The organism is Tateyamaria pelophila (assembly GCF_019966495.1).
GTDB lineage: Bacteria > Pseudomonadota > Alphaproteobacteria > Rhodobacterales > Rhodobacteraceae > Tateyamaria > Tateyamaria pelophila.
This window is the reverse complement of record NZ_JAIMIA010000012.1, coordinates 17837-40726: the sequence shown is the minus strand read 5'-3', so window position 1 is coordinate 40726 and position 22890 is coordinate 17837. Positions and strand designations below refer to the sequence as shown.

At 58.3% G+C, this 22890-nt stretch carries 25 protein-coding genes and 1 other RNA gene; 13 read left to right on the top strand and 13 right to left on the bottom strand.

The genetic code is table 11. The annotated features are described in order from the left end of the window. Positions 1–58 precede the first annotated feature (58 nt). From LC354_RS06230 to LC354_RS06215, 4 genes are all read left to right on the top strand, one after another. Positions 59–811 (top strand): cytochrome c biogenesis CcdA family protein, encoded by a 753-nt coding sequence (locus LC354_RS06230; RefSeq protein ID WP_223422089.1) that lies wholly within the window; start codon positions 59–61, stop codon positions 809–811. Positions 812–986: 175 nt separating this feature from the next. After that, on the top strand, positions 987–2210 hold the full coding sequence (locus LC354_RS06225) for a hypothetical protein (protein WP_223422087.1): 1224 nt from the start codon (positions 987–989) through the stop codon (positions 2208–2210). Next, entirely contained in the window at positions 2207–3550 is a 1344-nt protein-coding gene (locus LC354_RS06220; protein WP_223422085.1) for a cytochrome P450, read from the top strand. Before LC354_RS06225 ends, LC354_RS06220 begins: the two co-directional genes overlap by 4 nt. 88 nt (positions 3551–3638) lie before the next feature. Further along, entirely contained in the window at positions 3639–4532 is an 894-nt protein-coding gene (locus LC354_RS06215) for a fructose bisphosphate aldolase (protein WP_223422083.1), read from the top strand. Positions 4533–4648: 116 nt separating this feature from the next. Here LC354_RS06215 and LC354_RS06210 read toward each other — a convergent pair whose 3' ends face one another. The 4 genes from LC354_RS06210 to fumC form a co-directional block, all read right to left on the bottom strand. Beyond that, positions 4649–4894 carry an N-(5'-phosphoribosyl)anthranilate isomerase gene (locus LC354_RS06210; RefSeq protein ID WP_317849273.1) on the bottom strand — a complete coding sequence of 82 codons (246 nt, stop codon included), beginning with the start codon at positions 4892–4894 and terminating at the stop codon, positions 4649–4651. Between the two features lie 15 nt (positions 4895–4909). Then, entirely contained in the window at positions 4910–5140 is a 231-nt protein-coding gene (locus tag LC354_RS06205) for a ribbon-helix-helix domain-containing protein (protein WP_223422082.1), read from the bottom strand. 199 nt (positions 5141–5339) lie between these two features. Further along, positions 5340–5537 (bottom strand): DUF4169 family protein, encoded by a 198-nt coding sequence (locus LC354_RS06200; RefSeq protein WP_223422080.1) that lies wholly within the window; start codon positions 5535–5537, stop codon positions 5340–5342. Continuing rightward, complete coding sequence (gene fumC, locus LC354_RS06195) at positions 5534–6925, bottom strand: class II fumarate hydratase (protein WP_223422078.1); 1392 nt, start codon at positions 6923–6925, stop codon at positions 5534–5536. The genes LC354_RS06200 and fumC overlap by 4 nt, the downstream gene beginning before the upstream one ends. A 184-nt stretch (positions 6926–7109) precedes the next feature. Between fumC and LC354_RS06190 the strand changes: the two genes are divergently transcribed. After that, positions 7110–7673 carry a hypothetical protein gene (locus LC354_RS06190; protein ID WP_223422077.1) on the top strand — a complete coding sequence of 188 codons (564 nt, stop codon included), beginning with the start codon at positions 7110–7112 and terminating at the stop codon, positions 7671–7673. 48 nt (positions 7674–7721) lie between these two features. Here LC354_RS06190 and LC354_RS06185 read toward each other — a convergent pair whose 3' ends face one another. The 5 genes from LC354_RS06185 to LC354_RS06165 all read right to left on the bottom strand — a co-directional run bounded on the left by LC354_RS06185 (position 7722) and on the right by LC354_RS06165 (position 11123). Beyond that, the gene (locus LC354_RS06185; protein ID WP_223422075.1) at positions 7722–8231 is read right to left on the bottom strand and encodes an SspB family protein; all 510 of its coding nucleotides are present in this window, start codon (positions 8229–8231) and stop codon (positions 7722–7724) included. 76 nt (positions 8232–8307) lie between these two features. Then, positions 8308–9555, bottom strand: coding sequence for a chromate efflux transporter (gene chrA / locus LC354_RS06180; protein WP_223422073.1), 1248 nt, complete (start codon positions 9553–9555; stop codon positions 8308–8310). Positions 9556–9826: 271 nt separating this feature from the next. Further along, positions 9827–10024 (bottom strand): hypothetical protein, encoded by a 198-nt coding sequence (locus tag LC354_RS06175; RefSeq protein WP_223422071.1) that lies wholly within the window; start codon positions 10022–10024, stop codon positions 9827–9829. Between the two features lie 267 nt (positions 10025–10291). Next, positions 10292–10643, bottom strand: a transfer-messenger RNA (tmRNA) gene (gene ssrA, locus LC354_RS06170). Between the two features lie 129 nt (positions 10644–10772). Next, positions 10773–11123, bottom strand: a complete 351-nt coding sequence (locus tag LC354_RS06165; RefSeq protein ID WP_223422070.1) for a DUF4345 family protein — start codon at positions 11121–11123, stop codon at positions 10773–10775. Positions 11124–11221: 98 nt separating this feature from the next. On the opposite strand from LC354_RS06165, the gene yghX reads away from it, so the two are divergent. Then, entirely contained in the window at positions 11222–12109 is an 888-nt protein-coding gene (gene yghX / locus LC354_RS06160; protein WP_223422068.1) for a YghX family hydrolase, read from the top strand. Between the two features lie 118 nt (positions 12110–12227). On the opposite strand, the gene LC354_RS06155 is transcribed toward yghX, so the two are convergent. The 4 genes from LC354_RS06155 to LC354_RS06140 form a co-directional block, all read right to left on the bottom strand. Then, positions 12228–12908, bottom strand: coding sequence for a lipid-binding SYLF domain-containing protein (locus tag LC354_RS06155; protein WP_223422066.1), 681 nt, complete (start codon positions 12906–12908; stop codon positions 12228–12230). Positions 12909–13112: 204 nt separating this feature from the next. Next, positions 13113–13766, bottom strand: coding sequence for a hypothetical protein (locus tag LC354_RS06150; protein ID WP_223422064.1), 654 nt, complete (start codon positions 13764–13766; stop codon positions 13113–13115). Positions 13767–13769: 3 nt separating this feature from the next. Next, complete coding sequence (locus tag LC354_RS06145) at positions 13770–15170, bottom strand: selenium-binding family protein (RefSeq protein ID WP_223422062.1); 1401 nt, start codon at positions 15168–15170, stop codon at positions 13770–13772. Between the two features lie 69 nt (positions 15171–15239). Beyond that, positions 15240–16028 carry a FadR/GntR family transcriptional regulator gene (locus tag LC354_RS06140; protein WP_223422060.1) on the bottom strand — a complete coding sequence of 263 codons (789 nt, stop codon included), beginning with the start codon at positions 16026–16028 and terminating at the stop codon, positions 15240–15242. A 70-nt stretch (positions 16029–16098) separates the two neighbouring features. Here LC354_RS06140 and LC354_RS06135 point away from each other — a divergent pair, with 70 nt between their 5' ends. The 7 genes from LC354_RS06135 to LC354_RS06105 all read left to right on the top strand — a co-directional run bounded on the left by LC354_RS06135 (position 16099) and on the right by LC354_RS06105 (position 22880). Further along, positions 16099–16887 carry a DUF2182 domain-containing protein gene (locus tag LC354_RS06135; protein ID WP_223422058.1) on the top strand — a complete coding sequence of 263 codons (789 nt, stop codon included), beginning with the start codon at positions 16099–16101 and terminating at the stop codon, positions 16885–16887. A 2-nt stretch (positions 16888–16889) separates the two neighbouring features. Further along, positions 16890–17600 (top strand): DUF1326 domain-containing protein, encoded by a 711-nt coding sequence (locus LC354_RS06130; RefSeq protein ID WP_223422056.1) that lies wholly within the window; start codon positions 16890–16892, stop codon positions 17598–17600. Between the two features lie 28 nt (positions 17601–17628). Continuing rightward, positions 17629–18135 (top strand): DinB family protein, encoded by a 507-nt coding sequence (locus tag LC354_RS06125; RefSeq protein WP_223422054.1) that lies wholly within the window; start codon positions 17629–17631, stop codon positions 18133–18135. Continuing rightward, the gene (locus LC354_RS06120) at positions 18135–19238 is read left to right on the top strand and encodes a dimethylsulfoniopropionate demethylase (protein WP_223422053.1); all 1104 of its coding nucleotides are present in this window, start codon (positions 18135–18137) and stop codon (positions 19236–19238) included. Before LC354_RS06125 ends, LC354_RS06120 begins: the two co-directional genes overlap by 1 nt. A gap of 85 nt (positions 19239–19323) precedes the next feature. Next, positions 19324–20310: an acryloyl-CoA reductase gene (gene acuI / locus LC354_RS06115; protein ID WP_223422051.1), complete on the top strand. Its 987-nt coding sequence runs from the start codon at positions 19324–19326 to the stop codon at positions 20308–20310. Positions 20311–20349: 39 nt separating this feature from the next. Next, positions 20350–20766 carry an HIT domain-containing protein gene (locus tag LC354_RS06110; RefSeq protein WP_223422050.1) on the top strand — a complete coding sequence of 139 codons (417 nt, stop codon included), beginning with the start codon at positions 20350–20352 and terminating at the stop codon, positions 20764–20766. A 263-nt stretch (positions 20767–21029) separates the two neighbouring features. Next, positions 21030–22880, top strand: a complete 1851-nt coding sequence (locus tag LC354_RS06105) for a BCCT family transporter (protein WP_223422048.1) — start codon at positions 21030–21032, stop codon at positions 22878–22880. Positions 22881–22890 lie beyond the last annotated feature (10 nt).

Below are 22890 nucleotides of genomic sequence, written 5' to 3'. Positions count from 1 at the left end.
ACAGACATGTGACCGAAGCAGAGGTGACGGGCAAGCAATGATGCGATAGGCCGATATCATGTTTGGAATTGACATCATCGACGCCAGCCTGATTCCGGCTATGAGCATCGCCTTGTTTGCGGGGATCATCAGCTTTCTCAGCCCCTGTGTTTTGCCCATCGTCCCGCCCTATCTGGCGTATATGTCGGGGATGACCGTAAGCGAGATGTCCGTTGGGCGATCAGGGCGCAACAAGGCCACGATCACGGCACTGTTTTTCGTGTTGGGCCTTTCGACAGTATTCATTTTCCTTGGCTTTGCGGCGTCGGCTTTCGGTGCGTTTTTCCTGCAAAACCAGGTGCTCTTTTCGCAGATTTCCGGCGCCGTCATCATCGTGTTCGGCTTGCATTTTCTGGGCGTTTTTCGCATCGGCTTTCTGGATCGCGAAGCGCGGATGGATGCAGGGGATCAGGGCGGATCATCCTTTGGAGCTTATGTTCTGGGTCTTGCCTTCGCCTTCGGTTGGACGCCTTGTATTGGTCCACAGCTCGGTGCGATCCTGACCCTGGCCGCCTCCGAGGCGTCGGTTACACGCGGCACATTCCTGTTGGGGATCTACGCATTGGGGCTAGGCATCCCGTTCCTGCTGGCCGCGATGTTCATGAGCCGGGCAATTGGCGTCATGAACCGTCTAAAGCCGCACATGGGCGCTATCGAAAAGGTCATGGGGGCGTTGCTGGTTTTTGTAGGTGCCGCAATGCTGCTTGGGCTGTTCACACGTTTTTCCTTCTGGCTGCTCGAGAATTTTCCTGCTCTTGCGACTTTGGGTTAGGACGGGACGGTCTCTGACGCAGAGACCGGCTGGAAACCGACACGGTTTCCAATTTCTTGCAACATCGACCCTCTGATGTTTTTTTCCGCTTCGGAAAACAGCCGGAGACCGTGTCGGTCTCGGCCTTACTTTGGTCAAAGAAAAGCGCTAGGGTCGCATCAAACGAGGTGCATCCATGAGCCGTCCGCATCCCACCGCCGTGTCCCGTCGCCGGGTATTTTACATCCCAGGATATGATCCCATTCCTCCACGCCGCTACCGCGAGCTTTACCGAAAGGAAGGCAAGGCGCAAGCGGAGATTTCGGGTTACCACCTTGTCCTGAACCCTGGGGAAAGGTCAGCGCATTACGGCTGGCAAGTGGAGGCAGAGATCGACGACACAAAAGTTCATGCGGATTTCGAGGTGCTGGTCTGGTCCGACATTGTGCGCGACAGCATGGCGGCCTCTATTCCGGGTACGTACCTGCAACTGGTGCGCACGGCTTGGATCTATATCAGTTGCGGTGCGCTCGGGCGGCTCATGCGGCTGCGGAAGGGACCGGTGATCGCCGCCCTCTATCCGGTTGCCATGTTGCTGGCGCAGCTGTTATGCGCGCTGGCTGTCTGGGCGGTACTGTGGCGCTTGGGTGCATCTGTTATGGGCACTGTCGGCGCGTGGGTCGGTGTACTTGTCGGCTTTGGCGCTTTCGTTGCTCTGCTGCGCTGGTTCAAGGCCAAGGATGGAAAGGTCTTTGCCTATTACCTCATGCACGACTACGCCTATTCTGCGGCCTCGCGAGGGGCCAACCCGGCCCTGCTTGAGGCGCGCATGAAAACATTTCAGGATAGCATTGCAGAGGCTTTGACCTCGGATGTGGACGAAGTGCTTGTTGTGGGGCATTCATCGGGTGCCCATCTGGCCGTCTCGATCCTTGCAGACCTGATCCGCGCCGGCCGGGTGCGTAAAGATGGTCCCGCGCTGGCCTTTCTAACCTTGGGGCAGGTGGTTCCGATGGTGTCATTTCTGCCGCACGCATATCGGCTGAGAGCTGATTTGCAATATCTTTCAGCGCGGTCGGAACTGACCTGGGTCGATGTCACCGCACCCGGAGATGGATGCGCCTTTGCGTTATGTGATCCTGTGTCCGTTTCGGGCGTTGCCCCTGCGGACAAGAAATGGCCGCTCGTCTTTTCCGCGGCCTTTACCCAATCGCTCAGCCCAGAACGATGGGCTGCGTTACGCTGGCGGTTTTTTCGCCTGCATTTTCAATATCTTTGTGCTTTCGACAGACCCAAGGATTACGATTACTTTCAGATCACATCCGGTCCGCTGACACTGGCGGAACGCTATGCAGATCGCCCCCCGTCCAGATCGCGCATTGATCATACCGTGTCGAAATTTACGTCTGTCGCTGCATGATCAAGCCTCCCAAACCGCCAAGCCGGCCGGATCACGTGTCGCTCTGGCGGTACATGAAGCTCTTTCGGCGCGATATCTTGTCGGCACAACCCGCGCGACTGTACCGCGCCTGGATGGCAGAGTTTCGCACGCCGTTCTTTCGCAGTTACCTCATCAATCAGCCCGACCTGATCAAAATCGTCCTGAAGGATCGGCCGGAGGATTTTCCCAAATCTGATCGCATTGGCGAGGGACTGCGCCCCTTGCTGGGAAACTCCGTGTTCCTGACCAATGGGGAAACCTGGCGGCGACAGCGGCGGATCATTGATCCGGCTTTCGAAGGCGGACGGCTGCGCGAGACGTTTCCTGCCATGTGGGACGCGTCGGAGGCAGCGGCGGCCCGCTTGCCTGAAGGGATAACGGAAATCGAGGCGCAGACGAGCCATGCGGCAGCGGATGTCATCTTTCGCACGCTCTTTTCCATACCGATCGAAGATGCGCTGGCCGGACAAGTGTTCCATGAATTTCGCGCCTATCAACGCAGCCAGCCGATCCTGAACCTTGCGGCCTTCCTGCCGATGCCGTTGTGGATGCCCCGCTTGTTTCGAAACGATACAAGGGCAAGTGCGGCGAAGATCCGGAGCCTCATTGCGCAACTCGTGGACCGTCGCGCGGGCGAGATCGCGGCGGGTATTGCGCCGAATGATTTGGCGACCAAGATCATGACTACGCCTGACCCGGACACAGGACAGACCTTTTCGCCAGAGGAAATGGTGGATCAGGTTGCGATCTTTTTTCTTGCCGGACATGAAACCAGCGCCTCTGCGCTGGCTTGGGCGCTGTATTTGATGGCGCTTTATCCCGCCTGGCAGGGGAAGGTGGCAGCTGAAGCTCAGGCGCTGACGGTTTGTGATTTCTCTGTCATGGCCAAATTGCCCATCACCCGGGATGTGTTTCGCGAGACTTTGCGTCTGTATCCGCCCGTGCCAATGATGGTGCGTGAAACGTCATGCCCCGAGAAATTCCGTGATCGTTGGATTCCAAAGGGCAGCCAGATTGTGATTAGCCCATGGCACTTGCATCGCCACGAACGGCTGTGGGAGCGGCCGGATGATTTTGACCCGGGACGGTGGCAGACTGAGAATGGCAAATCTTGCCAGCGCGATGCGTTCATTCCGTTTTCGGCAGGCGCTCGGGTCTGCACAGGGGCCGGTTTTGCAATGGTAGAAGGGCCGCTGATTCTTGCCCGATTGTTGCGAGATGTCGCGGTCGAACCTGTCTCGGGGCGTGATCCGGTGCCCGTTGCGCACCTCACTGTACGTGCGAAAGAGGGCATCTGGTTGAAATTGCGCAAACGGTAGCGCTAACCACACATGCGCGGGATTACACGAACACGCAGATTGGGATACGTCTAGGCGCAATGCAACCAACGTGCCCAGAGGAATTTCTATGAGTGATTTTGCGAAAATGCGTGCCCAGATGGAGGCAGGCGCAGGCTTTATTGCCGCATTGGACCAGTCGGGCGGGTCGACGCCGAAAGCCCTCGCACTGTATGGCGTGGACGCGGGTGAGTACGACAGCGAAGAAGAGATGTTCGCCGAAATTCAGCGCATGCGTGCGCGCATCATCCTGAGCCCTGATTTTACAAGCGACAAGGTGATTGGGGCGATCCTGTTTGAAAAGACGCTCAAAGAAATGATCGACGGGCAATCTGTGCCTGCCTATCTGTGGAACGTACGGTCGGTCGTACCATTTCTGAAAATTGACAAGGGGTTGGAGGATGAGGCCAACAACGTCCAACTGCTCAAACCGATTCCGGGTTTGGCCGATACGCTGGCAGCGGCCAAGGAAATGGGCGTCTACGGCACAAAAGAACGGTCGGTCGTGCATGGCGCCAATGCAGACGGGATCGAGGCGATTGTCGCAAACCAGTTCGACGTGGCGCGCGAGGTGTTGGCCGCAGGCATGGTGCCCATCATCGAACCTGAGGTGAATATCCACTCTGAAACCAAGGCGGAGGCTGAGGCGATGCTGGCACAGTCCCTGATGCGGCACACGGAAGGCCTGGAAGATGGACAAGAGGTGATGCTGAAGCTGACACTGCCGGATCAGCCAGGTCTCTATGATGCGTTGGCAGACCACCCTCGTATCTTGCGTGTCGTTGCCTTGTCCGGCGGATACTCAACGGATGATGCCAGTGCTCGGCTCGCGCAGAACCACAAAATGATCGCGAGTTTCAGCCGAGCTCTGACAGAGGGCTTGCAAAAGGACATGAGCGACGCAGGCTTCAATGCGGCCTTGGGGAGCAACATAGACAAGATTTTTCGCGCTTCCGTGGCGTGATCGGTTTCTGACACAGAAACCGGCTGGAAACCGACGCGGTTTCCATTTGGCGTGCAACATTTGAAGCGTTTCGTTTTCCGTGTCGGAAAACAGCCGGAGACCGTGTCGGTCTCCGGTTATATCAACGGTCGCACCGGCTCGGCATTGCAAAAAATAATGATCTGACCAGCGTTTTCGACGGCGCGGTAACCTCGACGGTGCAACTCTGATACAAATACATCTCGGCCAATATAGCGGTCGATATCGCGCGATTTGCGCCGGATCACGGCGCCCTCGCGCGCGGCTTTTGAGCTGAAGATATCCAGAAGGTATCCTTGCGGACTCAATGGGGTAGGTTTTGTGGATAATGACATGATTTGCATGATGTCCGCACTTGGTTAACGATCGCTAAAGCCGTCACGAAATCGCGCCAAGACAAAAACCCGTATCGCGGAGGCCAACCCGACATCCGCGCCGCGCATAGCATCAATTTCGCTCGCCAAGGCATTGATTGGTTTGCCATCTTGCGCCGCAATCTCCCGGAAGGCATTCCAGAATTCGGGTTCCAGCGTAACGCTGGTCCGGTGCCCCTTGAGCGTCAGAGAGTGTTTTTGCGGCCCTATGCTCACGACTTGGCCCAAACATGGCGCACCGGATCGAGGGACCTGGCCTTTTCAGCTGTAGATATTCGACATGCCAAGTACCACGCGTTCATACCACAATAGGTTTTAAACGCGTGCAATGCGCATCCGTTGTTGCGCTCTTTGAGGCTACGGTCCGGCGTTCGGGTCATAACTTGGCTTTCCCTCAATACAGCCGCGTCACAGTTTATGGCTTTTTGCCATTGGCATCCTTTCCAAGGACTTTTTCGTCCAGAAGGCGCGCAAGCCGTGAATTCTCCTTTTTCACGGTTTCGCGCTGTGCCTTGGTCAACCCGAAGGTCAGTGCATTGGCATCGCCCCGCACCGATTTCTCGGCACGGGCGCGGGCTTTGCGCACTTTGTTCAGGTTGATGGGGGTGCTCATTTTGGTCCGATCATGTTTTCGGGCCGGACCACGCGATTGAACGTCTCTTCATCGACAAATCCCAATGCAATGGCTTCTTCCAGAAGGGTCGTGCCGTTTTTATGCGCGGTTTTGGCGACCTTGGTCGCATTGTCATAGCCGATCTCCGGGGCCAGTGCGGTCACCAGCATCAGCGACTCGCGCATCAGTTTCTCGATTCGTATCTCGTCCGCTTGCAGCCCGTCGACCAGGTTGTCGGTAAAGGCCGAGGAGGCATCCCCGAGCAATTGCATCGACTGCAGCACATTATACGCCATCATGGGCTTGTAGACGTTCAGTTCAAAATGACCTTGCGAGCCGGCAAACCCCACGGCGGCATCATTGCCCATAACGTGGATGCACACCTGCGTCAGCGCCTCGCATTGCGTCGGGTTCACCTTGCCGGGCATGATCGACGAACCAGGCTCGTTTTCAGGCAGGACCAACTCGCCCAAACCGCAGCGCGGGCCGGAGCCGAGCAGGCGAATATCATTCGCGATCTTGAACAGCGATGCCGCCACGGTTTTCAACGCACCGGACATTTCGACCATCGCATCATGTGCGGCCAGCGCTTCGAATTTGTTGGGGGCGGTCACGAAGGGCAAGTTGGTGATATCGGCCATATGCGCGGCAACGGCCTCGGCCCAGCCTTGTTTGGTGTTCAACCCCGTGCCAACGGCGGTGCCACCTTGCGCCAGCTCATATATCCGACCCAGCGCATCTTTCACACGCTGAATGCCCATGGCGACCTGATGGGTGTAGCCCGAAAACTCCTGGCTGAGGGTCAGGGGCGTTGCGTCCTGCGTATGTGTGCGCCCGATCTTGATGATGCCGTCAAAGGCCTCGACCTTCGCCTGCAGGGCCGCGTGCAGCTTTTCCAGGCCCGGCAACAACACGTCGCGCGCCATCATCGCCGTGGAGATATGCATCGCGGTCGGAAATGTGTCATTTGACGACTGGCCCATGTTGCAGTGATCGTTGGGGTGCACGGGATCCTTGGACCCGATCACGCCGCCGAGCAGTTCGATTGCCCGGTTTGCAATCACCTCGTTGGCGTTCATGTTGGACTGCGTCCCGGATCCGGTCTGCCAGACGACCAGAGGAAAATTGTCGTCGAATTTCCCGTCGATCACTTCACCTGCTGCTTCGATGATGGCGTCTGCCAAACGCGGGTCCAAGCCACCTTGCGCCTTGTTCTGCATGGCGCAGGCTTTCTTGATCACGCCAAGCGCGCGGACGATGGCAATGGGCTGTTTCTCCCAGCCGATGGGGAAATTCAGGATGGAGCGCTGCGTTTGCGCGCCCCAGTATTTGCCTGAAGGGACCTCAAGGGGACCAAAACTGTCGGTTTCTGTGCGGGTGTCAGCCATGAGGCGGCTCCTGATTGCAATGCGGTATGGTTTGCGTTTACCGGGCGGACGGAGCGCAGACAAGCGTGGTGACGCGCCCTATGCGCTTGAAGCCGAGCAATAAATGCATTCCATTGGTGCAACGGGCGCAGCTTCGCCCTATATTATTCCCATGGCATTTTGCCCAGGCAGTGGAGCTTTTTACATGACACCGTTTCGAATGCTCACCCCGGTTGCATCGCGCATTGTGGGAGTTTTGGGCCTTGTGGCGCTGCTGATGGCTTTTGCGACTGGCGTTCGCGCGGATTTTGCGAAGTTTGTGGGCACGTATACAGGCTCTGCCGAAGTGACATCGTTGGACGGCACGAAAACCCCGCGCGACATGAGCGTTGTGATATCCGAGACCAAAGAGGGGTTTCGCGTAAAATGGACGTCGATCAGTCTGCGCCCGGATGGGTCCCGCAAGGAGAAATCATATGAGATTGATTTCGTGCCGAGTGATCGCGAAGCCGTATTCGCGGCCGCCATGCGCAAGAATGTGTTCGGCCACGAAGTTCAATTGAATCCGATGAAGGGTGAGCCCTATGTCTGGTCACGTGTGGATGGCGACACATTGACCGTCTACTCGCTTTTCGTGGGCGAAGACGGCGGCTACAGCCTGCAACAATATGACAGGACCGTGGTCGAGGGCGGGCTGCAATTGCGGTTCCAGGCGATCAGTGACGGTGAAATTCAGCGCGCGGTCGAGACGTTCCTGACCAGACAGTAAGGTCTTAGCGTCGACACGCAGCGCAAGGGGGCCAATTGTCCGGCGAATCTACTTGCGAAAACTATCCAGTGAAACGACATCCGCGGGCTTGGCGGCCTTGTCCTGCTTCGGTTTCTTGTCGGTTTTGGGCGGCTTTGATGCCGCTGTAGCGGGCAGCATTTCCGGTTTTGACGCGGTATCATCCGCTTCATCTTCGCTGTGATCCTCCTGCGTTTCAAACCTGAGGCCGAATTCCACGGATGGATCCACGAAGGTCTTGATGGCGTCATAAGGCACATAAAGTGGCTCTGGTGCGTCACCAAAGTTCAGCGTTACCGAAAACCCGTCTTCGGTCACTTCCAGCTTGTCATACCAGTGCTGCATCACGACTGTCATCTCTCCGGGATAACGGTCTGACAGCCAATCGGCCAGTTCCGCATCAGGATGGCTGGTGTCGAAGGTGATAAAAAAGTGGTGTGCGCCGGGCAGTCCGTTCTCCGACACGTCGGTCAAAACTTTCCGAATAAGGCCACGCATGGCCTCATGCATCAGGTTGCCGTAATCAATGTTCCGGCTCATCGTAGCCCTCGCAGAAGTTGTACCCACATTATCCTATTTTGCAGCCAAGGAAAGAGGGGTTCGCAAATCGGTATGCCTAACTGAAACCAAGCAAGGCCAAAGTGCAACCCGTTGCCGCCATGATTGCCAGCGTTGGCAACAAATGAAGCCGAAGCCACAGCATAAGCAACAAAGCCAGTCCGGTCAGCGCAAGCGCCCATGAATCAAGTGTGCCAAAATCCGGTCGGGGCAGGGCCAGCGCGCCAACCTGGCCGACCTCTGTAAACAGCACATGCAACGCGAACCAGACCGACAGATTGAGGATTACGCCAACCACAGCGGATGTGATCGCGCGCAAGGCAGCCGACAGCCGCGGCCGCGCGGCGATGTGATCAAGATACGGTCCGGCGGTAAAGATCCACAAAAAGCATGGCGTGAACGTGACCCATAATGCGAGCAAACCTGCCTGGAGCGCCATGCCGAACCCACCATGCGCAGCGCCAGCCAGCAAGGCGACGAACTGCGTCACCAGAATCAAAGGGCCGGGCGTTGTTTCCGCCAGCCCGAGTGCATCGATCATCTGGCCCGTGGTGATCCAGCCATAATTCTGAACGACCTCCTGCGTCATGTAGGCCAGCACTGCGTAAGCTCCGCCAAAGGTCACGACCGCCAGTTTGGAAAAGAACAGGCCCATTTGCAGCAGGAAGTCTTGCCCCATGATCCACAGCAAAACCAAGGGCGCTGCCCACAAGACAGACCAGAGTGCCACGGTACGCGGCGTGTTGGCCTTGGTCGGTGGCGGAGCAGGGGCGCCTTCGCCTGTGGCCGTCAGATAGCCAAACAGCCCCGCTGCAATCACGATCAGCGGAAAGGGCAGGCCAAAGACGAACAGCCCCGCAAAGGCCAGACCGGCCAGTATCCATGCCGCATACCCGGTCAGGGCCCTTTGTCCGAGACGCAGCAGGGCTTGCAGGACGATGACGATGACAGTTACCTTGATCCCCAGAAAGGCCGCCTGCACCAGCGGCAGAGACCCATAATGCACATATCCCGAGGCCAGTGCGAAAATGATCAGCGCGCCCGGCACCACAAAGAGCAAGCCCGCCAACAGCCCGCCCGGCACACCGCGCAAACGCCAGCCCGCATAGGTGGCCAGTTGCATCGCCTCAGGTCCGGGCAACAGCATGCAGAGCGAGAGTGCGCGCAGATATTCCTGCTCGCTCAGCCATTTGTGACGAGACACCAGGGCGTCATGCATCAAGGCGATCTGCGCGGCGGGCCCGCCAAAGGACAAAATACCAATCCGTCCGAAGACCCGCGTCATTTCGCGCCAACCAGGGCTCATAGGGCCTGCTTCCGGCTGGCAGTCCGAGGTGCTGGAGCGGTGTCAATCAAGGGCAGCAAGCCATTGGGCAAAATTGAAAATCCCAGATCATTTCAGCATCCTTCGGTCCTGAGAAAGGGTGCGAACTTGGGTAAAGAGCAGTCCATATTCCTGCATTTCGAAAGCCTGTCCGGGCAGTCGCGTCGGCCCCGGATAGGGCTAGCGATGCCCGCAACCCAGGTCAAGCGCATAGCGCAGGCGCGTTCCGCTGAGCATGAAGGCCATCGCGTTTTCAGGCAAAAGTCCCCGGTTGCTCGAATAACATGAGGGAGTCCCCACCACTATAGATTTCAACCATCCTGTCGTCGTCAAAGCGCGCGATGACCTGCGGGAAAACTTGAACCGAATTACCACTTCCAAAGGCGTGACTTCCGACCTCAACCAGAGCGGAGAACCATGCATCCTGTTCCAGCGTGATGTGCAGGGTCACCGTGATCGACCCCAGTTTTTAGCGGATAATAGTCATCAGATCCGCCATATCCTCGGCGGCAAAAGGCATATCGCCAATGATGCCACGCGTACGCACGTCCGGGGCCAGAAACTTCGGAATGGCGCGCAAATCACCCTTCGTCCGAAGCTCGTCATAGCAGCCTTGCAGCGTTGCGACGTTGTGGGGCGCAGAAGGTATAGATCCGGACTTCCGCAGTCATCGACAGCGAGCCAGCCTGTTCTGAGAAAAATTTACGTGCGGGAGTAAAGTGCAGGCTTCTGTTGCCAGGTGCCTGCGAACCCCGCCTTACACTGCTAGGCGCAAGGACTTAAGTTTCGGCGACATTTACAGCTTACGCTGCAACTGCCATTGCCGGAGCACGATTGTCATTTGCAATTGTACAAGTTTCGCCGGTAACGGTGGCAGACAGCCGAGACAAAGCAAACCCCTTTAGACGTCCGTCGATCCTGTTTCGACCCCATAATCCTCAAATGAAGGATGTTTGGTGGAGTCGCCGGGTACCGCCCCCGGGTCCGATCCGCTTATTACGAGCGCGTTTATGTCCATAGTCCCGAAGGACAAGTGATATATAGGCCAATGCTGCGCGCGATGCAATCTGTGGGAGCCTCCGGCGGGGATTTATTTTGAACAGAGAAGACGGCAAAATCGCTTAGCTATAATCTGTAACGCGTTGTAAAAAATAAGCTTTGTGGTTTTCTAGCCTGTGACATCGATAATTCGTCGCCGTTCAAAGATTGGCCGCCAAAAACCAGGCTGCCAACGCGATCTCGACCCCGCCAAACACGAGGACCTTGCGCAGAGGCGGTTTGTCGAAGATGAGCGAGAGAAGCCTGCCAAGCGCCGCACCGGAAAAGGCGAAGCCGATCATCGCATAGGCCAAAGGGGCATTGATCCATATGGCTGCGATGCCTGTGACCACGAACAAACCGCCGACGGACGCCCGCATTTCGCTCAGTCCCATCGTGCTGGTCGTGGGCGCCAGATCAAGGGTCGCTGCGGTGTATCGCGGTGCGACAAGGCCAAACAAGCCAAACGCGATCGTCAACAGTGAAGCCAGAATATTCAGAAGATCAACCATGCCGCCGAGGTAGCACGCAATGCCATCTTGTCCAATGTTCTGGTGGTTTTGATCTGCAGCGATGCTAGGTTCACCGATAGAAAATCAGGAGAGTGAGAATGAAACGGAAGACCGCCAAGGATTTTGATCCCCATATTCTGGCCCTGTATGACGGCTATGTGCATGGCGAAATGAGCAAACGTGATTTTTTGCGTGGCGCTGCAAAATATGTGGCTGCCGGTGTGACGGCGACAGCGGTGCTTGAAAGCCTGCAACCGAACTATGCGCTGGCCGAGCAGGTCGCGCCGGATGATCCGTCGATTGAAACGATGCGCGTCACTTATCAGAGCCCTGACGGCCATGGAGAAATAAGCGGATTGATGGCCAAACCGGCAGGTGCAACCAGCAAATTGCCTGCCGTTCTTGTGGTACATGAGAACCGGGGGTTGAACCCCTACATCGAAGATGTGGTGCGCCGGACGGCCAAGGCAGGATATTTGGCGCTTGGTCCGGATGGGTTGAGCCCATTGGGCGGATATCCGGGGAATGATGATGACGGGCGCACCATGCAAAAGCAGTTGGACAGTACCAAGCTGATGCAGGATTTCTTTGCCGGTTTTGAATACCTTATGAGTCACGACGGATCTACCGGCAAGGTCGGTGCGGTCGGATTCTGCTATGGTGGCGGGGTGTGCAATGCGTTGGCCGTGGCGTATCCCGAGATGGCCGCATCGGTTCCGTTTTATGGCCGCCAGGCTGCGGCAGAGGATGTGCCGTCCATTCAGGCGCCCTTGCTGATCCATTACGGAGAGTTGGACGAGCGCATCAATGCGGGATGGCCAGCATACGAGGCTGCTTTGAAGGCCAACGACAAAACCTATGAAACGCATTTCTATGCGGGTGCGCCGCACGGGTTCCACAACGATACGACGCCGCGTTATGACCCGGAAGCTGCGGAACTGGCGTGGCAGCGGACGTTGGCGCATTTCGAGACGCATCTGAGCTGATCGCTGGCAGGCAAAGACACCGTGCTCCGATTGGGTGCGGTGTCTTTTATTCCTCAGGAATGAGTGATCAAGCTGTATTGGCCAAACGGGCAGGGAGTGTCGCGGAACGCGCGACAGCTCAGAAGTTCAGCTTGTCATCCACCCAGTATTTTGTGCCCGTCGCCGTCGCGCTGACCTTCCAGCCTTTTTTCGTCAGAACAAAAATCGATCTGCCGTCAATAAACCGCACGGTTTCTTCAACTTTGTCATCGCCCATCATGGCACCGGCGTCCGCTGTTGCGTCGTAACCGCCGGTACTGAACATATGGAATTTATACGGATCCTCGAACAGGATGACGATCTGTCGGTCAAACCCGCCAATGCCGAAACTCAGGTTGACGCCGCCGGTTCCCATCTGCATGTACGTCCGCTCGCCCGTTTCTCTGGAGACGGCCACTCCGCGGCCGAACCCTCCCGTAATGCCGATCACGCCGAGACGCCGCGTGTCAAACACGGCATATCCGACGCTGCGCTCGAACAGTCCAAACGCGTCGGGCTCTTCGTCGAACAACCGCGCGAGTGTTTCGGCTGTATGGTCATCCAGGCGTTGACGGGTCAGTTCCGGGGTCTCTTCATTTGACAGAAGCTCCTCGGTCGAATCGATCGACTCGTCGACACTTTTGGCGACGCCCTTGACCACATTGCTTGTCCCGGTTGCGAGATCGGATGCACCCTCTTTGATCCGGCCAAACAGGTTTTCTGCGGCGGCACCCTGGGCGATTGCAAGCAATCCGGCGATGAGAATAATTTTAACTGTCACGTCCCGACCTTTCTGTGACGCCATGATGGCTGTCTCTATGAGTGAGATTACAATATTCTTCCATGCGTGGGCAAAGACTGTTTTGCGGATCACGTGCGGGCAAGGGTGGGCGGTTTCCGTCCGAAACAGGCGCACGAGGGTTCGACTTGGCATCCGCCCCGGTCCGCACTGTCGTGCGGCCAACACCGAACTGCCTTCATGTCTTCAAATCGCCGTCCAGAGCCCAATGCCACCGACGGCAATCAAACTGACGGCCCACAGCAACTCCAGATCGAACCAGCCTTTGCTCAGGAACTGGAGACCCAGCCAACGGTGAACCGCATAGGCCATTGCGCCACCTGACCCCATCATGGCGACGGTATGCAGAATCGCGACGGCCAGCGCCAGCGCTGTGGTCGTCATCAGCGCGCTTGCGGCGCGGTGGCCGGTGTCAAGCTCTTCGAGTGCACATAGTCCCAGATAGATCGGGACCAGCATCAGGGCCGCGCCATGCGCCAAGGCCACAAGAAAAGACCACAGTCCCAGCTTGTGTGGCGGAATGCGCGCCAGAAAGCGGGGGTGGCGCCGCGTGATGGCCAGATACAAGCCCATGGCAATAACAACGAGGCCGGCACCGATCCGTATTTCGCGTTGGTTGTCGATCAACAGCGTCATCATCGAAAATGGGAGCAGAATGCCCAGCATCGCCACGAAATGGCCGACGGACAAAGCACCAAGTGCCGGCCACAGGGCCGAGCGTCGTCGCTCGAACAGCGCCGACGACACAGCCAGCGGCCAGCCCATGCCGGGGTTCAGCCCGTGATAGAGCCCGGACACAATGACGGCGAGCCAGAGGCCCGCCGCTGTCGTGAGGTCCACGCCTTAGACCGACGGATAGCAGAAACTGTCCGTCGAACAGTCGCCGCCCTCAAGCCGGATCTGGTGGCTTCGGTAGCCTTCGGGGAATTCCGTCCAGAAATTCTCGTCCAGCGTGATGCCGCCGTTTTCGCCCACATTGGCCATGACCATCGCGGCCCCCCGTTCGCCAGGATAGAACTGGTCATCCCAAGTGGAATAGAGCGAGTTGGTCCAGTAGACCCGCTTGCCATCGCGGCTGATCTCGACCATTTGCGGGCCATAGCCGAACGCCTTGCCGTTGGGGTGCTTGGTCTTGTTGACGATACCGCCGATCTCGACCTTGCCCGCCAGAACCGGGTTCATCGGGTCGGACACATCATATTGATGCATCTCCCCCAGACCCCAGCACGCGACATAGAGGTACTTGTCGTCCATGCTCAGGTCGATATCCGTCACCAGTGGTGGCACGGCGCCGAACCCTTTCAGCAGGTCGGGCAGGTCGTCGGCATCGGCTGGGACGGGATCGATCGTGATCGTCTTTTTGGCCTGCCACTCGCCATTTTCGTCCTTCCACCAGGTGAAGATCGCGCCTTGCAGGTTGGTGGTGTCGACCACCACGCCGCAGAACCCGTATTCCTTGACCGGGTCATGTGCAGGCCGGATTTCCAGCGCCATCTGGTGGTTTTCGCCAAGGTCCAGCGACTTGACCACCTTGCGCGCGCGCAGGTCCCAGAAGTGGATGGTGTGGCCGTATTTGTTGCTCAGCAAGTCTTCGGCAACGACACCGTTTTCAAACTGTGGCGGCAGGCCCCATTCGCTGCTGACCATGTAATCGCGGGGCAGGTTCCACCAGAAGTCATAGTGTTTGTCCTGAATGCCACGATCCATTTCATAGCGACCAAGGATGTCGAAGGTCTCGCAATCCATGATGAAGATACCGGGAGGTCCGTCAGTGCCGTCCTCGCCGCCGCCGCCAAGCGTCGAGACATAGATGCCTTCGGGGCCGCAGTGGATGGTATGCGGGCGCGAATAGCCGGTCTTGGCGAACAGTTCCTCGGGTTCGATGATCTTGTGGATTTTCGCCTTCAGCGGTTCTTTGACATCGATGATGTAGATGCGCGAGGACCGGATGCCGGGGATGATCAGATAGCGCCGTTCCAGAAAGGCGTGACCCGTCAGCGGGGACAGGGCGGAGGAACAGGCATTCCAGCCGAAATGGTGAAACTCGTCGCCCAGATTCGGCACGAAAAGCGAATGCACGATCTGGCTGTACGTCTTGCTGGTGGGGTCCACGTCGACTACGGCAAGTCCGTCGGGTTTTGTGCCATCGGGGCTGAGCATCAGCGTAAACGCCAGCTTTTCTACCGGGGCTTCCATCGCCAGCTTTGGTGTGGCGTGAAATGTTGGATCTGGTCTCAAATTCATAGCGTCCTCCCTGACGTGTGATGAATAGTGGTGCCATGCCCCTCGAAATATATGTCTGAAAGTGAGGGATCAGGCGGATCTGCTCTCCTTGGGTTCCGTCCGTTTTCTGCGGTTCGGGTCGTTTTTTGTTTTTTGGTGGGCGCGGGCAGTCACGACACTGTGCGCCAATTCTCTCGTATACGATTCCAGTTCGACCAGTGTTTGATCGACCGTCGCTGCATCTTGTGCCTCAAGGGCATCTGCAAGCGCGGTGTGCAGCGCCACGATGCGTTCGCGTGAGCGGGCGGTGAAGGTGATCATGTTCATCAAGGGGTGCATCGCCTCAACGGCTCCGGCCAGTTGGTAGCTTAGCACCTTGTTGCCGGCCCCGTCGACCAGCGCCCGGTGCAATGTGACGTCCGAAGCGCAGAATGCCTCGTCGGTGAGGCCCGGTTGGGACTGGCGGTGAATTTCGGCGCGCATGGTGGCCAGCTGATCCGGCGTGCGCCGCTGTGCGGCGAGGGGGCCACACGCGCGTTCGAGCGCATAGCGCGCTTCGCACGCGACATCGAAGCTTACGGAATTCATGCTCAGCAGCAGGGTCGATGTGGTGACTTGTTGGTCATAGGCCTCTTCGAACCGGAGGCGGTTTACAAAGGCGCCGCCCGTGGCACCACGCTGGGTGCGGATCAGCGATTGCGCCGCCAGACGCTTGAGGGCCTCGCGCACCGTGGGCCGGGACACCGCGAACTGATCAGCCAATTCCGCCTCGGAGGGCAGGCGTTGATCCACGATCAGATCGCCACTTACAATGGCATCCCGGATGGCCTGCGCAATCTGGGCTGAGAAGTCGGCGGTGCTGTCTGGATCAATTTTCATTTGTCTTACATATTAATGTCTGACATTTAATCTGGCAAGCATTGAGTCGCCGCATCGCCAGGGAGGGTACATGCCGCATCTTGTTCGCAGCACACTTTGGCTGGGCTTTTTCGGCCTGATCCTCGTGGCGTGGTGGGTGATGTATTCCATGGCGATGGATATGGATGTGGATCTGCTCGGCCGTCCGGGAGAGATGGGCGCAGCTATGGCCGCCATGGACCCGCGCATGCCAATGTATATGCCGATGGCGAATTTCGGGCCGCTGTTCTGGATGTGGGCGATCATGATGGCGGCGATGATGCTGCCGACACTGGTGCCGACATTGCGCAGCTACGAAGACCTGATGATATCAGCGGACGGCACCCGCGCCGGGTGGCTCGGCGTCATCTCCGGCTACCTGATCGTCTGGGTCGCCTTTGCGGCGCTGATCACGGGCGCGCAACTGGCGCTGCTTTATGGCGGTGTGATCGACATGCTGGGCATTCCCAAGTCCAATGTCTTCGCAGGTCTTTTGCTGTTGGCGGTTGGTGGGTTTCAGTTCAGCCGCACCAAGGAAATGTGCCACGGCGTTTGCCATAGCCCGATGATCTATTTTCTGGGCCACTGGCGCACCGGCTTTGCCGGAGGGGTGCGTATGGGACTGGGCCTTGGCGCATTTTGCGTGGGCTGTTGCTGGGGCTTCATGGCGCTGGGATTTGTGGGCGGCGTGATGAACCTGGCCTGGATGGGGCTGGCGACACTGTTCATGGTGCTCGAAAAACTGCCCCAGATCGGGCATGCTGTAACCAAACCTATGGGGGTGATCCTGATCATCTCCGGCCTCGCCATGTTGGTCTGGCCCTTTATCGGAGGAATGTAACGATGGCCGTTCAGAAACGTAAAGACGCGGATAAGTTGCCAATCAGTCAGCGGATCGACAGCCGGATGCCCAGCAGTTCGGGACGCCGGCAGATGCACCCGACAGACTGGGCGATCAAGGGCGAGTTGTTTTTGAACTGTTCATGCACTGTGTTTTGTCCCTGTGTGGTCAGCCTTGGCGCACATCCGCCGACGGAAGGGCACTGTTATGCGTGGATGGCGATCGCAATCGACGATGGCCATTACGAAGGCGAGAGCCTGTCTGGCCTGAACGTCGGTCTGATGGTGGAAATCCCGGGCCGCATGGGCGAGGGCGGCTGGAAAGTGGCCGCCTATGTGGATGAACGCGCCAGCGGCAAAGCTTACAACGGCATCCTGCAAATCTTCTCCGGATCGGCCGGGGGCACCACCGGCCTGTTCAACATGCTGGTCAGCGACATCGTCGGTGCCGAACGCGAAAAAGTGGATATCGTTCGCGATGGCAAAAAACGCGGGCTTTACATCGGGCGCAAGATTCAGGGCGAGATCGAGATGATCGACGGCGGTAACCCGGATCATCCTGTGATGGTGACCAACTCCAAATACTGGATGGGGCCTGACATCATCGCGGCGCGCGGTGTAAAATCCAAAGTGCGCGACTATGGCCGCATCTGGGACTTTGGCGGCAAGTCCGCTGAAATCTGTGCGATCGACTGGAAAGGTCCCAAGCCGTGATGTTCCGAACCGGACCGGAGTGCGGATCATGATAGAGGCGGGTTATGTGCAAACCATGGCCCGCTACAATGCCTGGCAGAACCGTCAGTTGATGGCGGTTCTCAAGGAGGTGCCCGAAGACGTGCTGCGCGAAGACCGTGGCGCCTTCTTTGGCTCAATCCTGCAAACGCTCAATCATCTGCTATGGGGTGACACGCTTTGGATGAGCCGGTTCGAGCCGCGCGTCGCGGCACCTGAACCGGGATCGGACCATTTGAATTTTACCCCCACTTACGCGGTTTGGAGTGCGGAGAGATTTCGTCTGGACGGGGCGATCCGCATGTGGGCTGACACTGTTCGGACTCTTGATCTGACTGGGGATTTAACGTGGTATTCCGGGACATTGAAGCGGGACCTTAAACGGCCGCGTGCCCTGTGTGTGGCACAGTTGTTCAACCATCAGACCCATCATCGCGGCCAGGTGCACGCCATGATGACCGCCGCTGGACTGACCGCACCGGTCAGTGACCTGATCTTTATGTCCGAGGACGAATGATGGCCGTGATTTCCCCTTCGCGCCGGTTGCGGCGCACCCCGTTTTCTGACGGGGTCGAGGCGGCAGGTGTCAAAGCCTATACCGTCTACAACAGGATGCTGTTGCCGACGATGTTCGAAAGTGTCGAGGCCGATTATCGCCACCTCAAGGATCACGTGCAGGTGTGGGATGTCGCTGTCGAGCGTCAGGTGGAACTGCGCGGCCCGGATGCGGGCCGCCTCATGCAGATGCTGACGCCGCGTGACTTGCGCCGGATGCTGCCCGGGCAGTGCTATTACGTGCCCATCGTCGATGAAACCGGCGGGATGTTGAACGATCCGGTCGCGGTCAAGCTGGCCGAGGACCGGTGGTGGATTTCCATTGCCGACAGCGACTTGCTGCTCTGGGTCAAGGGCATTGCCAACGGTTACCGCCTGGATGTGCTTGTGGACGAGCCCGATATCAGCCCGCTGGCCATTCAGGGCCCGAAATCGGATGATCTGATGGCCCGCGTGTTTGGAGACCGCGTCCGGGATATCCGGTTCTTCCGCTTTGACATGTTTCAGTTCGAAGGTCGTGATCTGGCGATTGCGCGCTCGGGCTATTCAAAGCAGGGCGGCTTTGAGATCTACGTGGACGGAACGGATATCGGGATGCCGTTGTGGAACGCACTTTTCGCGGCTGGCCAAGATCTGAACGTCCGGGCGGGATGCCCCAATGCGATTGAACGGGTCGAGGCCGGCCTTTTGTCCTATGGCAATGACATGACGGACGACAACACGCCCCATGAATGCGGGTTGGGCCGGTTTTGCGATACCCGAACGGCGATCGGCTGTATCGGGCGAGATGCATTGCTGCGGGTGTCGAAGGAAGGCCCCGTGCAACAGATCCGCCCGATCGCGATCGATGGGGACCCTGTGTCGGGCTGCGACAGGCCCTGGCCGGTTTTCGCCGACGGAAAGCGCGTAGGGCAGGTCACCTCGGCGGCGTGGTCCCCGGACTTTGCCACAAACGTGTCGATCGGTATGGTCCGGATGACTCATTGGGACCCAGGGACGCGTCTGGAAGTTGAGACCCGGGACGGCTTGCGCGGCGCCACTGTGCAAGCGGCGTTCTGGTTGTAAGGTCCGGACCGGGGGCCAGCCCCCGGACCCCGGAGTTTAATATGCAAGATGAAGCAGGGGATCTGTCCCCGGAATGGAGAATGAGATGTTTGATGCGTTGGTGGTGAACAAGGACGAAGAGAGCGGCAAGACATCGGCTGCGGTGCAGCAGTTGTCACTGGACGATCTGCCCTCTGGTGAGGTGACTGTTGCGGTTGAATATTCGACTGTGAACTACAAAGACGGATTGTGCATCGGTCCGGGCGGCGGGTTGGTGCGCAAATATCCGCATGTGCCGGGCATTGATTTCGCGGGCACGGTCGAGGCCTCCGATGATGATCGCTATGCCCCCGGGGACAAGGTCGTGTTGACGGGTTGGCGTGTCGGCGAGGCCCATTGGGGTGGCTATTCCCAAAAGGCGCGGGTTAAGGCCGACTGGCTTGTGCCGCTGCCTGAGGGCCTCGACACCCGGCAGGCGATGGCCGTGGGCACGGCCGGCTTTACCGCGATGCTGGCGGTCATGGCGCTGGAAGATCACGGTCTCAAGGCCGGCCCTGTTCTGGTCACCGGTGCTGCGGGCGGTGTGGGTTCCGTGGCGACGGCCATTCTTGCCAATCTGGGTCATAAGGTGGCCGGCGTGACGGGCCGTCCCGAAACTGCGGATTACCTGACATCGTTGGGTGCGACGCAGATTGTCGCCCGCGAAGAGATCAATGAAACCGTCAAACGCCCGCTGGAAGGCGAGACCTGGGGGGGGTGCGTGGACGCCGTGGGCGGTGCGATGCTGGCCCGTGTGTTGGGCCAGATGGAATATGGCGCAAGTATTGCCGCCGTTGGTCTTGCAGGGGGCGCGGGCCTGTCTGCCACGGTCATTCCCTTTTTGCTGCGCGGTGTGAACCTTTTGGGCATCGACAGTGTGATGCAGCCCTATGACAACCGTGTCCGTGCCTGGAACCGGATCGCCAAGGACCTGCCGATGGACAAGCTGGAAGCGATGGTACAGCCCGCGACCCTTTCGGACCTGCCGCAATTGGGGGCGGATATCCTGAAAGGTCAGGTCAAGGGCCGTGTTGTCGTGGACGTGAACGCCTGATCCGCCTATGCAAAACCGCGAACCGGTTCGGAGACTGCCATGACTGCCTATGACGACCAGAACATCTTTGCCAAGATCCTGCGGGACGAAATTCCGTCCTTCAAGGTCTATGAGGACGATGAGACCTTGTGTTTCATGGACATCATGCCGCGCACGGACGGTCATTGCCTCGTGATCCCCAAAATGCCCTGCCGGAACGTTCTGGATGCGTCGGATGCGCAGTTGGCGGCCGTCATGGCGACCGTGAAGAAAGTGGCGAATGCGGCGAAGGTCGCCTTTGCGGCGGACGGTATCACGTTGCAGCAGTTCAACGAGACGGCCGGGGGCCAAGAGGTGTTTCACTTGCATTTCCATATTCATCCGCGCCACGCGGGCCTGCCGATGCGGCCTGCCGGTCAGATGGGGGATATGGATGCGATCAAGGGCCATGCGGCGGCCATCGCGGCAGCGCTCTAGATGCCGCATGGCGCAAGTCATGCGGCATCCGGTCTGATCTGATGCGCAGCTGGGTAATTTCGGCAAGTGGAGTCTAAAGCGCGCCGCAGGCCCGTGACCGTTTTGAGGCGCGTATTGTCGGGTGCACATGGCTCCGCGCGACACGTTCCATTTGCATAAAAATTGGACAGTTTGGCAACGAGTGTTCACCCCAAGCCGAAAATCGTGTTAGGCTCCGTTTGCGGTCCAATTAGAAGTCCGCGCAAACAGGGGACAAATAGAACATGGCAATAGAACCTCCATTGATGGATTTACCCATCAAGACCTCCAAGAGTGGTTTTTACAAAGGTTTCACCAAAGACGTGACCGTGACCGCCAAATTGCTGGTAGGCGCGTTGATTATCTGGGCTGTCGCCTTTCCGGAGTCCGCAGCTTCTATTCTTGGTGGGATCAACACCTTTATCCTTGCCACATTCAATTACTGGTATGTCTATGTGATGGCCTTTTTCGTGGCCGTTTGCCTCTTGCTTGCTGTGCTGCCCGCTTCGGGCCGCTTGCGACTCGGCCATCCCGAAGATCGACCGGAATTTTCGAATTTCTCATGGTTTTCGATGATGTTCGGGGCCGGGATCGGCATCGGGATGCTGACCTTCGCCACCGCCGAGCCGATGTATCACTTCGGTTCCAACCCATCGACCATCATGGGGCTGACCGAGGGCAGTTCTGCGGGCAACGTGCGCGAGGCCTATGTCTGGTCCTTTACCCATTGGGGGCTTGCGGCATGGGCGGCCTATGCCATCGTTGGGCTCAGTCTTGCTTATTTCTCGTACCGTCGTGACTTGCCATTGACCATCCGGTCGGCGCTGGTGCCGATCTTCGGGTCGAAACTGTCGGGGCCGTTGGGGCATACCGTCGACGTGGTGGCCGTTGTCGCCACTGTTCTGGGTGTTAGCCAGACACTGGGTTTCGGCGTTGAGCAATTCGTCGCGGGTCTCAGCCGGATCGGCTTCGGTGACTGGCTTTATACTGCCACTGCCGACGGCGGCAGCAAGGTTTCTGTCGCCGCCATCGTTGTGGCGCTGGTTGTGATCATGGGTGCCTCGACGCTTTCGGCCTTGTCAGGCGTGGGCAAGGGCATCAAGTGGCTCTCGAACATCAACATGGGGCTGAGCTTTTTCATCCTCGCGTTCTTCCTGATCTTTGGTTCCACCTTCTTCGGGATGCAGGCGCTGTTTCTGGGGATATGGGACTACCTGATCTCCATCCCCGGCAACATCCTGACGGTCTGGACGTCAACTCCGATGGACACGTTCAACGCCGCTGTGCCAGCCGCCGTGCAGGCGCTGCCCACCGAGGACCTGTCGAGCATCTACGGTTCGGCCACGAGCCCCTGGGGGTCGCTGCAATCCTTTGCTGAAGGACTGCCCGCTTCGGCAGCCGCGCTGTCGCAAGAGGATATCGCTGCAACCTATGCCGCCGCAATGGACAGCCGTCTGTCGGGTTGGCAGGGGGCCTGGACGATCTTCTACTGGGCCTGGTGGATTGCTTTTGCGCCGTTCGTGGGCGTTTTCCTGGCGCGGATTTCCAAGGGCCGCACAGTGCGTGAGTATGTATTGGGTGCGATCGTGATCCCGGCGTTCATGTGCTTTGTCTGGTTTGCGATCGTGGGCGGGACCGCCATTGATCTGGAACTGAACGGGGTCGCGGATGGCGCCATTACCGGTGCCGGTCAGGCGGACCAGCTCTTTGCAATGCTGGCAGTGATCCTGCAACCAACGCTGGCGTGGCTGATGTCGATCATTGTTGTGATCCTGCTGCTGACCTACCTGGTCACTTCGGCGGATTCGGCGGTATTGATCATCAACACGATCAACGCGGCGGGCGACGAAGGACCAAAGGCGCGGCCCCACATCCTGTTCTGGGGTGCGGCATTGGCGCTGGTTGTCGGTGGTTTGATCATCGCGGGCGGTCTGGGCGCAATCCAGACGGCCATGGTGATCGGCGCGCTGCCGTTCAGTGTTGTGATGGCCCTGATGGGCGTCTCGGTGCTCAAGGCGATCTGGCGCGACGGCAAGCGTGAGAAGGAAGGCGTGCCTGCAACATCTGCCGAGATGGCGGAGGCACCTGCCGAATAAGCAGGCCAAT

Bases quoted from the DNA above. Each gene is read 5' to 3' on its own strand.
- LC354_RS06135 (WP_223422058.1), top strand. From the start codon at position 16,099: ATGCCGCATCTTGTTCGCAGCACACTTTGGCTGGGCTTTTTCGGCCTG.
- chrA (WP_223422073.1), bottom strand. From the start codon at position 9,555: ATGAGCCCTGGTTGGCGCGAAATGACGCGGGTCTTCGGACGGATTGGT.
- fumC (WP_223422078.1), bottom strand. From the start codon at position 6,925: ATGGCTGACACCCGCACAGAAACCGACAGTTTTGGTCCCCTTGAGGTC.
- LC354_RS06185 (WP_223422075.1), bottom strand. From the start codon at position 8,231: ATGAGCCGGAACATTGATTACGGCAACCTGATGCATGAGGCCATGCGT.
- LC354_RS06165 (WP_223422070.1), bottom strand. From the start codon at position 11,123: ATGGTTGATCTTCTGAATATTCTGGCTTCACTGTTGACGATCGCGTTT.
- LC354_RS06145 (WP_223422062.1), bottom strand. From the start codon at position 15,170: ATGAATTTGAGACCAGATCCAACATTTCACGCCACACCAAAGCTGGCG.
- LC354_RS06200 (WP_223422080.1), bottom strand. From the start codon at position 5,537: ATGAGCACCCCCATCAACCTGAACAAAGTGCGCAAAGCCCGCGCCCGT.
- yghX (WP_223422068.1), top strand. From the start codon at position 11,222: ATGAAACGGAAGACCGCCAAGGATTTTGATCCCCATATTCTGGCCCTG.
- LC354_RS06225 (WP_223422087.1), top strand. From the start codon at position 987: ATGAGCCGTCCGCATCCCACCGCCGTGTCCCGTCGCCGGGTATTTTAC.
- LC354_RS06105 (WP_223422048.1), top strand. From the start codon at position 21,030: ATGGCAATAGAACCTCCATTGATGGATTTACCCATCAAGACCTCCAAG.
- LC354_RS06190 (WP_223422077.1), top strand. From the start codon at position 7,110: ATGACACCGTTTCGAATGCTCACCCCGGTTGCATCGCGCATTGTGGGA.
- LC354_RS06110 (WP_223422050.1), top strand. From the start codon at position 20,350: ATGACTGCCTATGACGACCAGAACATCTTTGCCAAGATCCTGCGGGAC.
- LC354_RS06120 (WP_223422053.1), top strand. From the start codon at position 18,135: ATGGCCGTGATTTCCCCTTCGCGCCGGTTGCGGCGCACCCCGTTTTCT.
- LC354_RS06130 (WP_223422056.1), top strand. From the start codon at position 16,890: ATGGCCGTTCAGAAACGTAAAGACGCGGATAAGTTGCCAATCAGTCAG.
- LC354_RS06210 (WP_317849273.1), bottom strand. From the start codon at position 4,894: ATGCAAATCATGTCATTATCCACAAAACCTACCCCATTGAGTCCGCAA.
- LC354_RS06125 (WP_223422054.1), top strand. From the start codon at position 17,629: ATGATAGAGGCGGGTTATGTGCAAACCATGGCCCGCTACAATGCCTGG.
- LC354_RS06220 (WP_223422085.1), top strand. From the start codon at position 2,207: ATGATCAAGCCTCCCAAACCGCCAAGCCGGCCGGATCACGTGTCGCTC.
- LC354_RS06230 (WP_223422089.1), top strand. From the start codon at position 59: ATGTTTGGAATTGACATCATCGACGCCAGCCTGATTCCGGCTATGAGC.
- LC354_RS06215 (WP_223422083.1), top strand. From the start codon at position 3,639: ATGAGTGATTTTGCGAAAATGCGTGCCCAGATGGAGGCAGGCGCAGGC.
- acuI (WP_223422051.1), top strand. From the start codon at position 19,324: ATGTTTGATGCGTTGGTGGTGAACAAGGACGAAGAGAGCGGCAAGACA.
- LC354_RS06140 (WP_223422060.1), bottom strand. From the start codon at position 16,028: ATGAAAATTGATCCAGACAGCACCGCCGACTTCTCAGCCCAGATTGCG.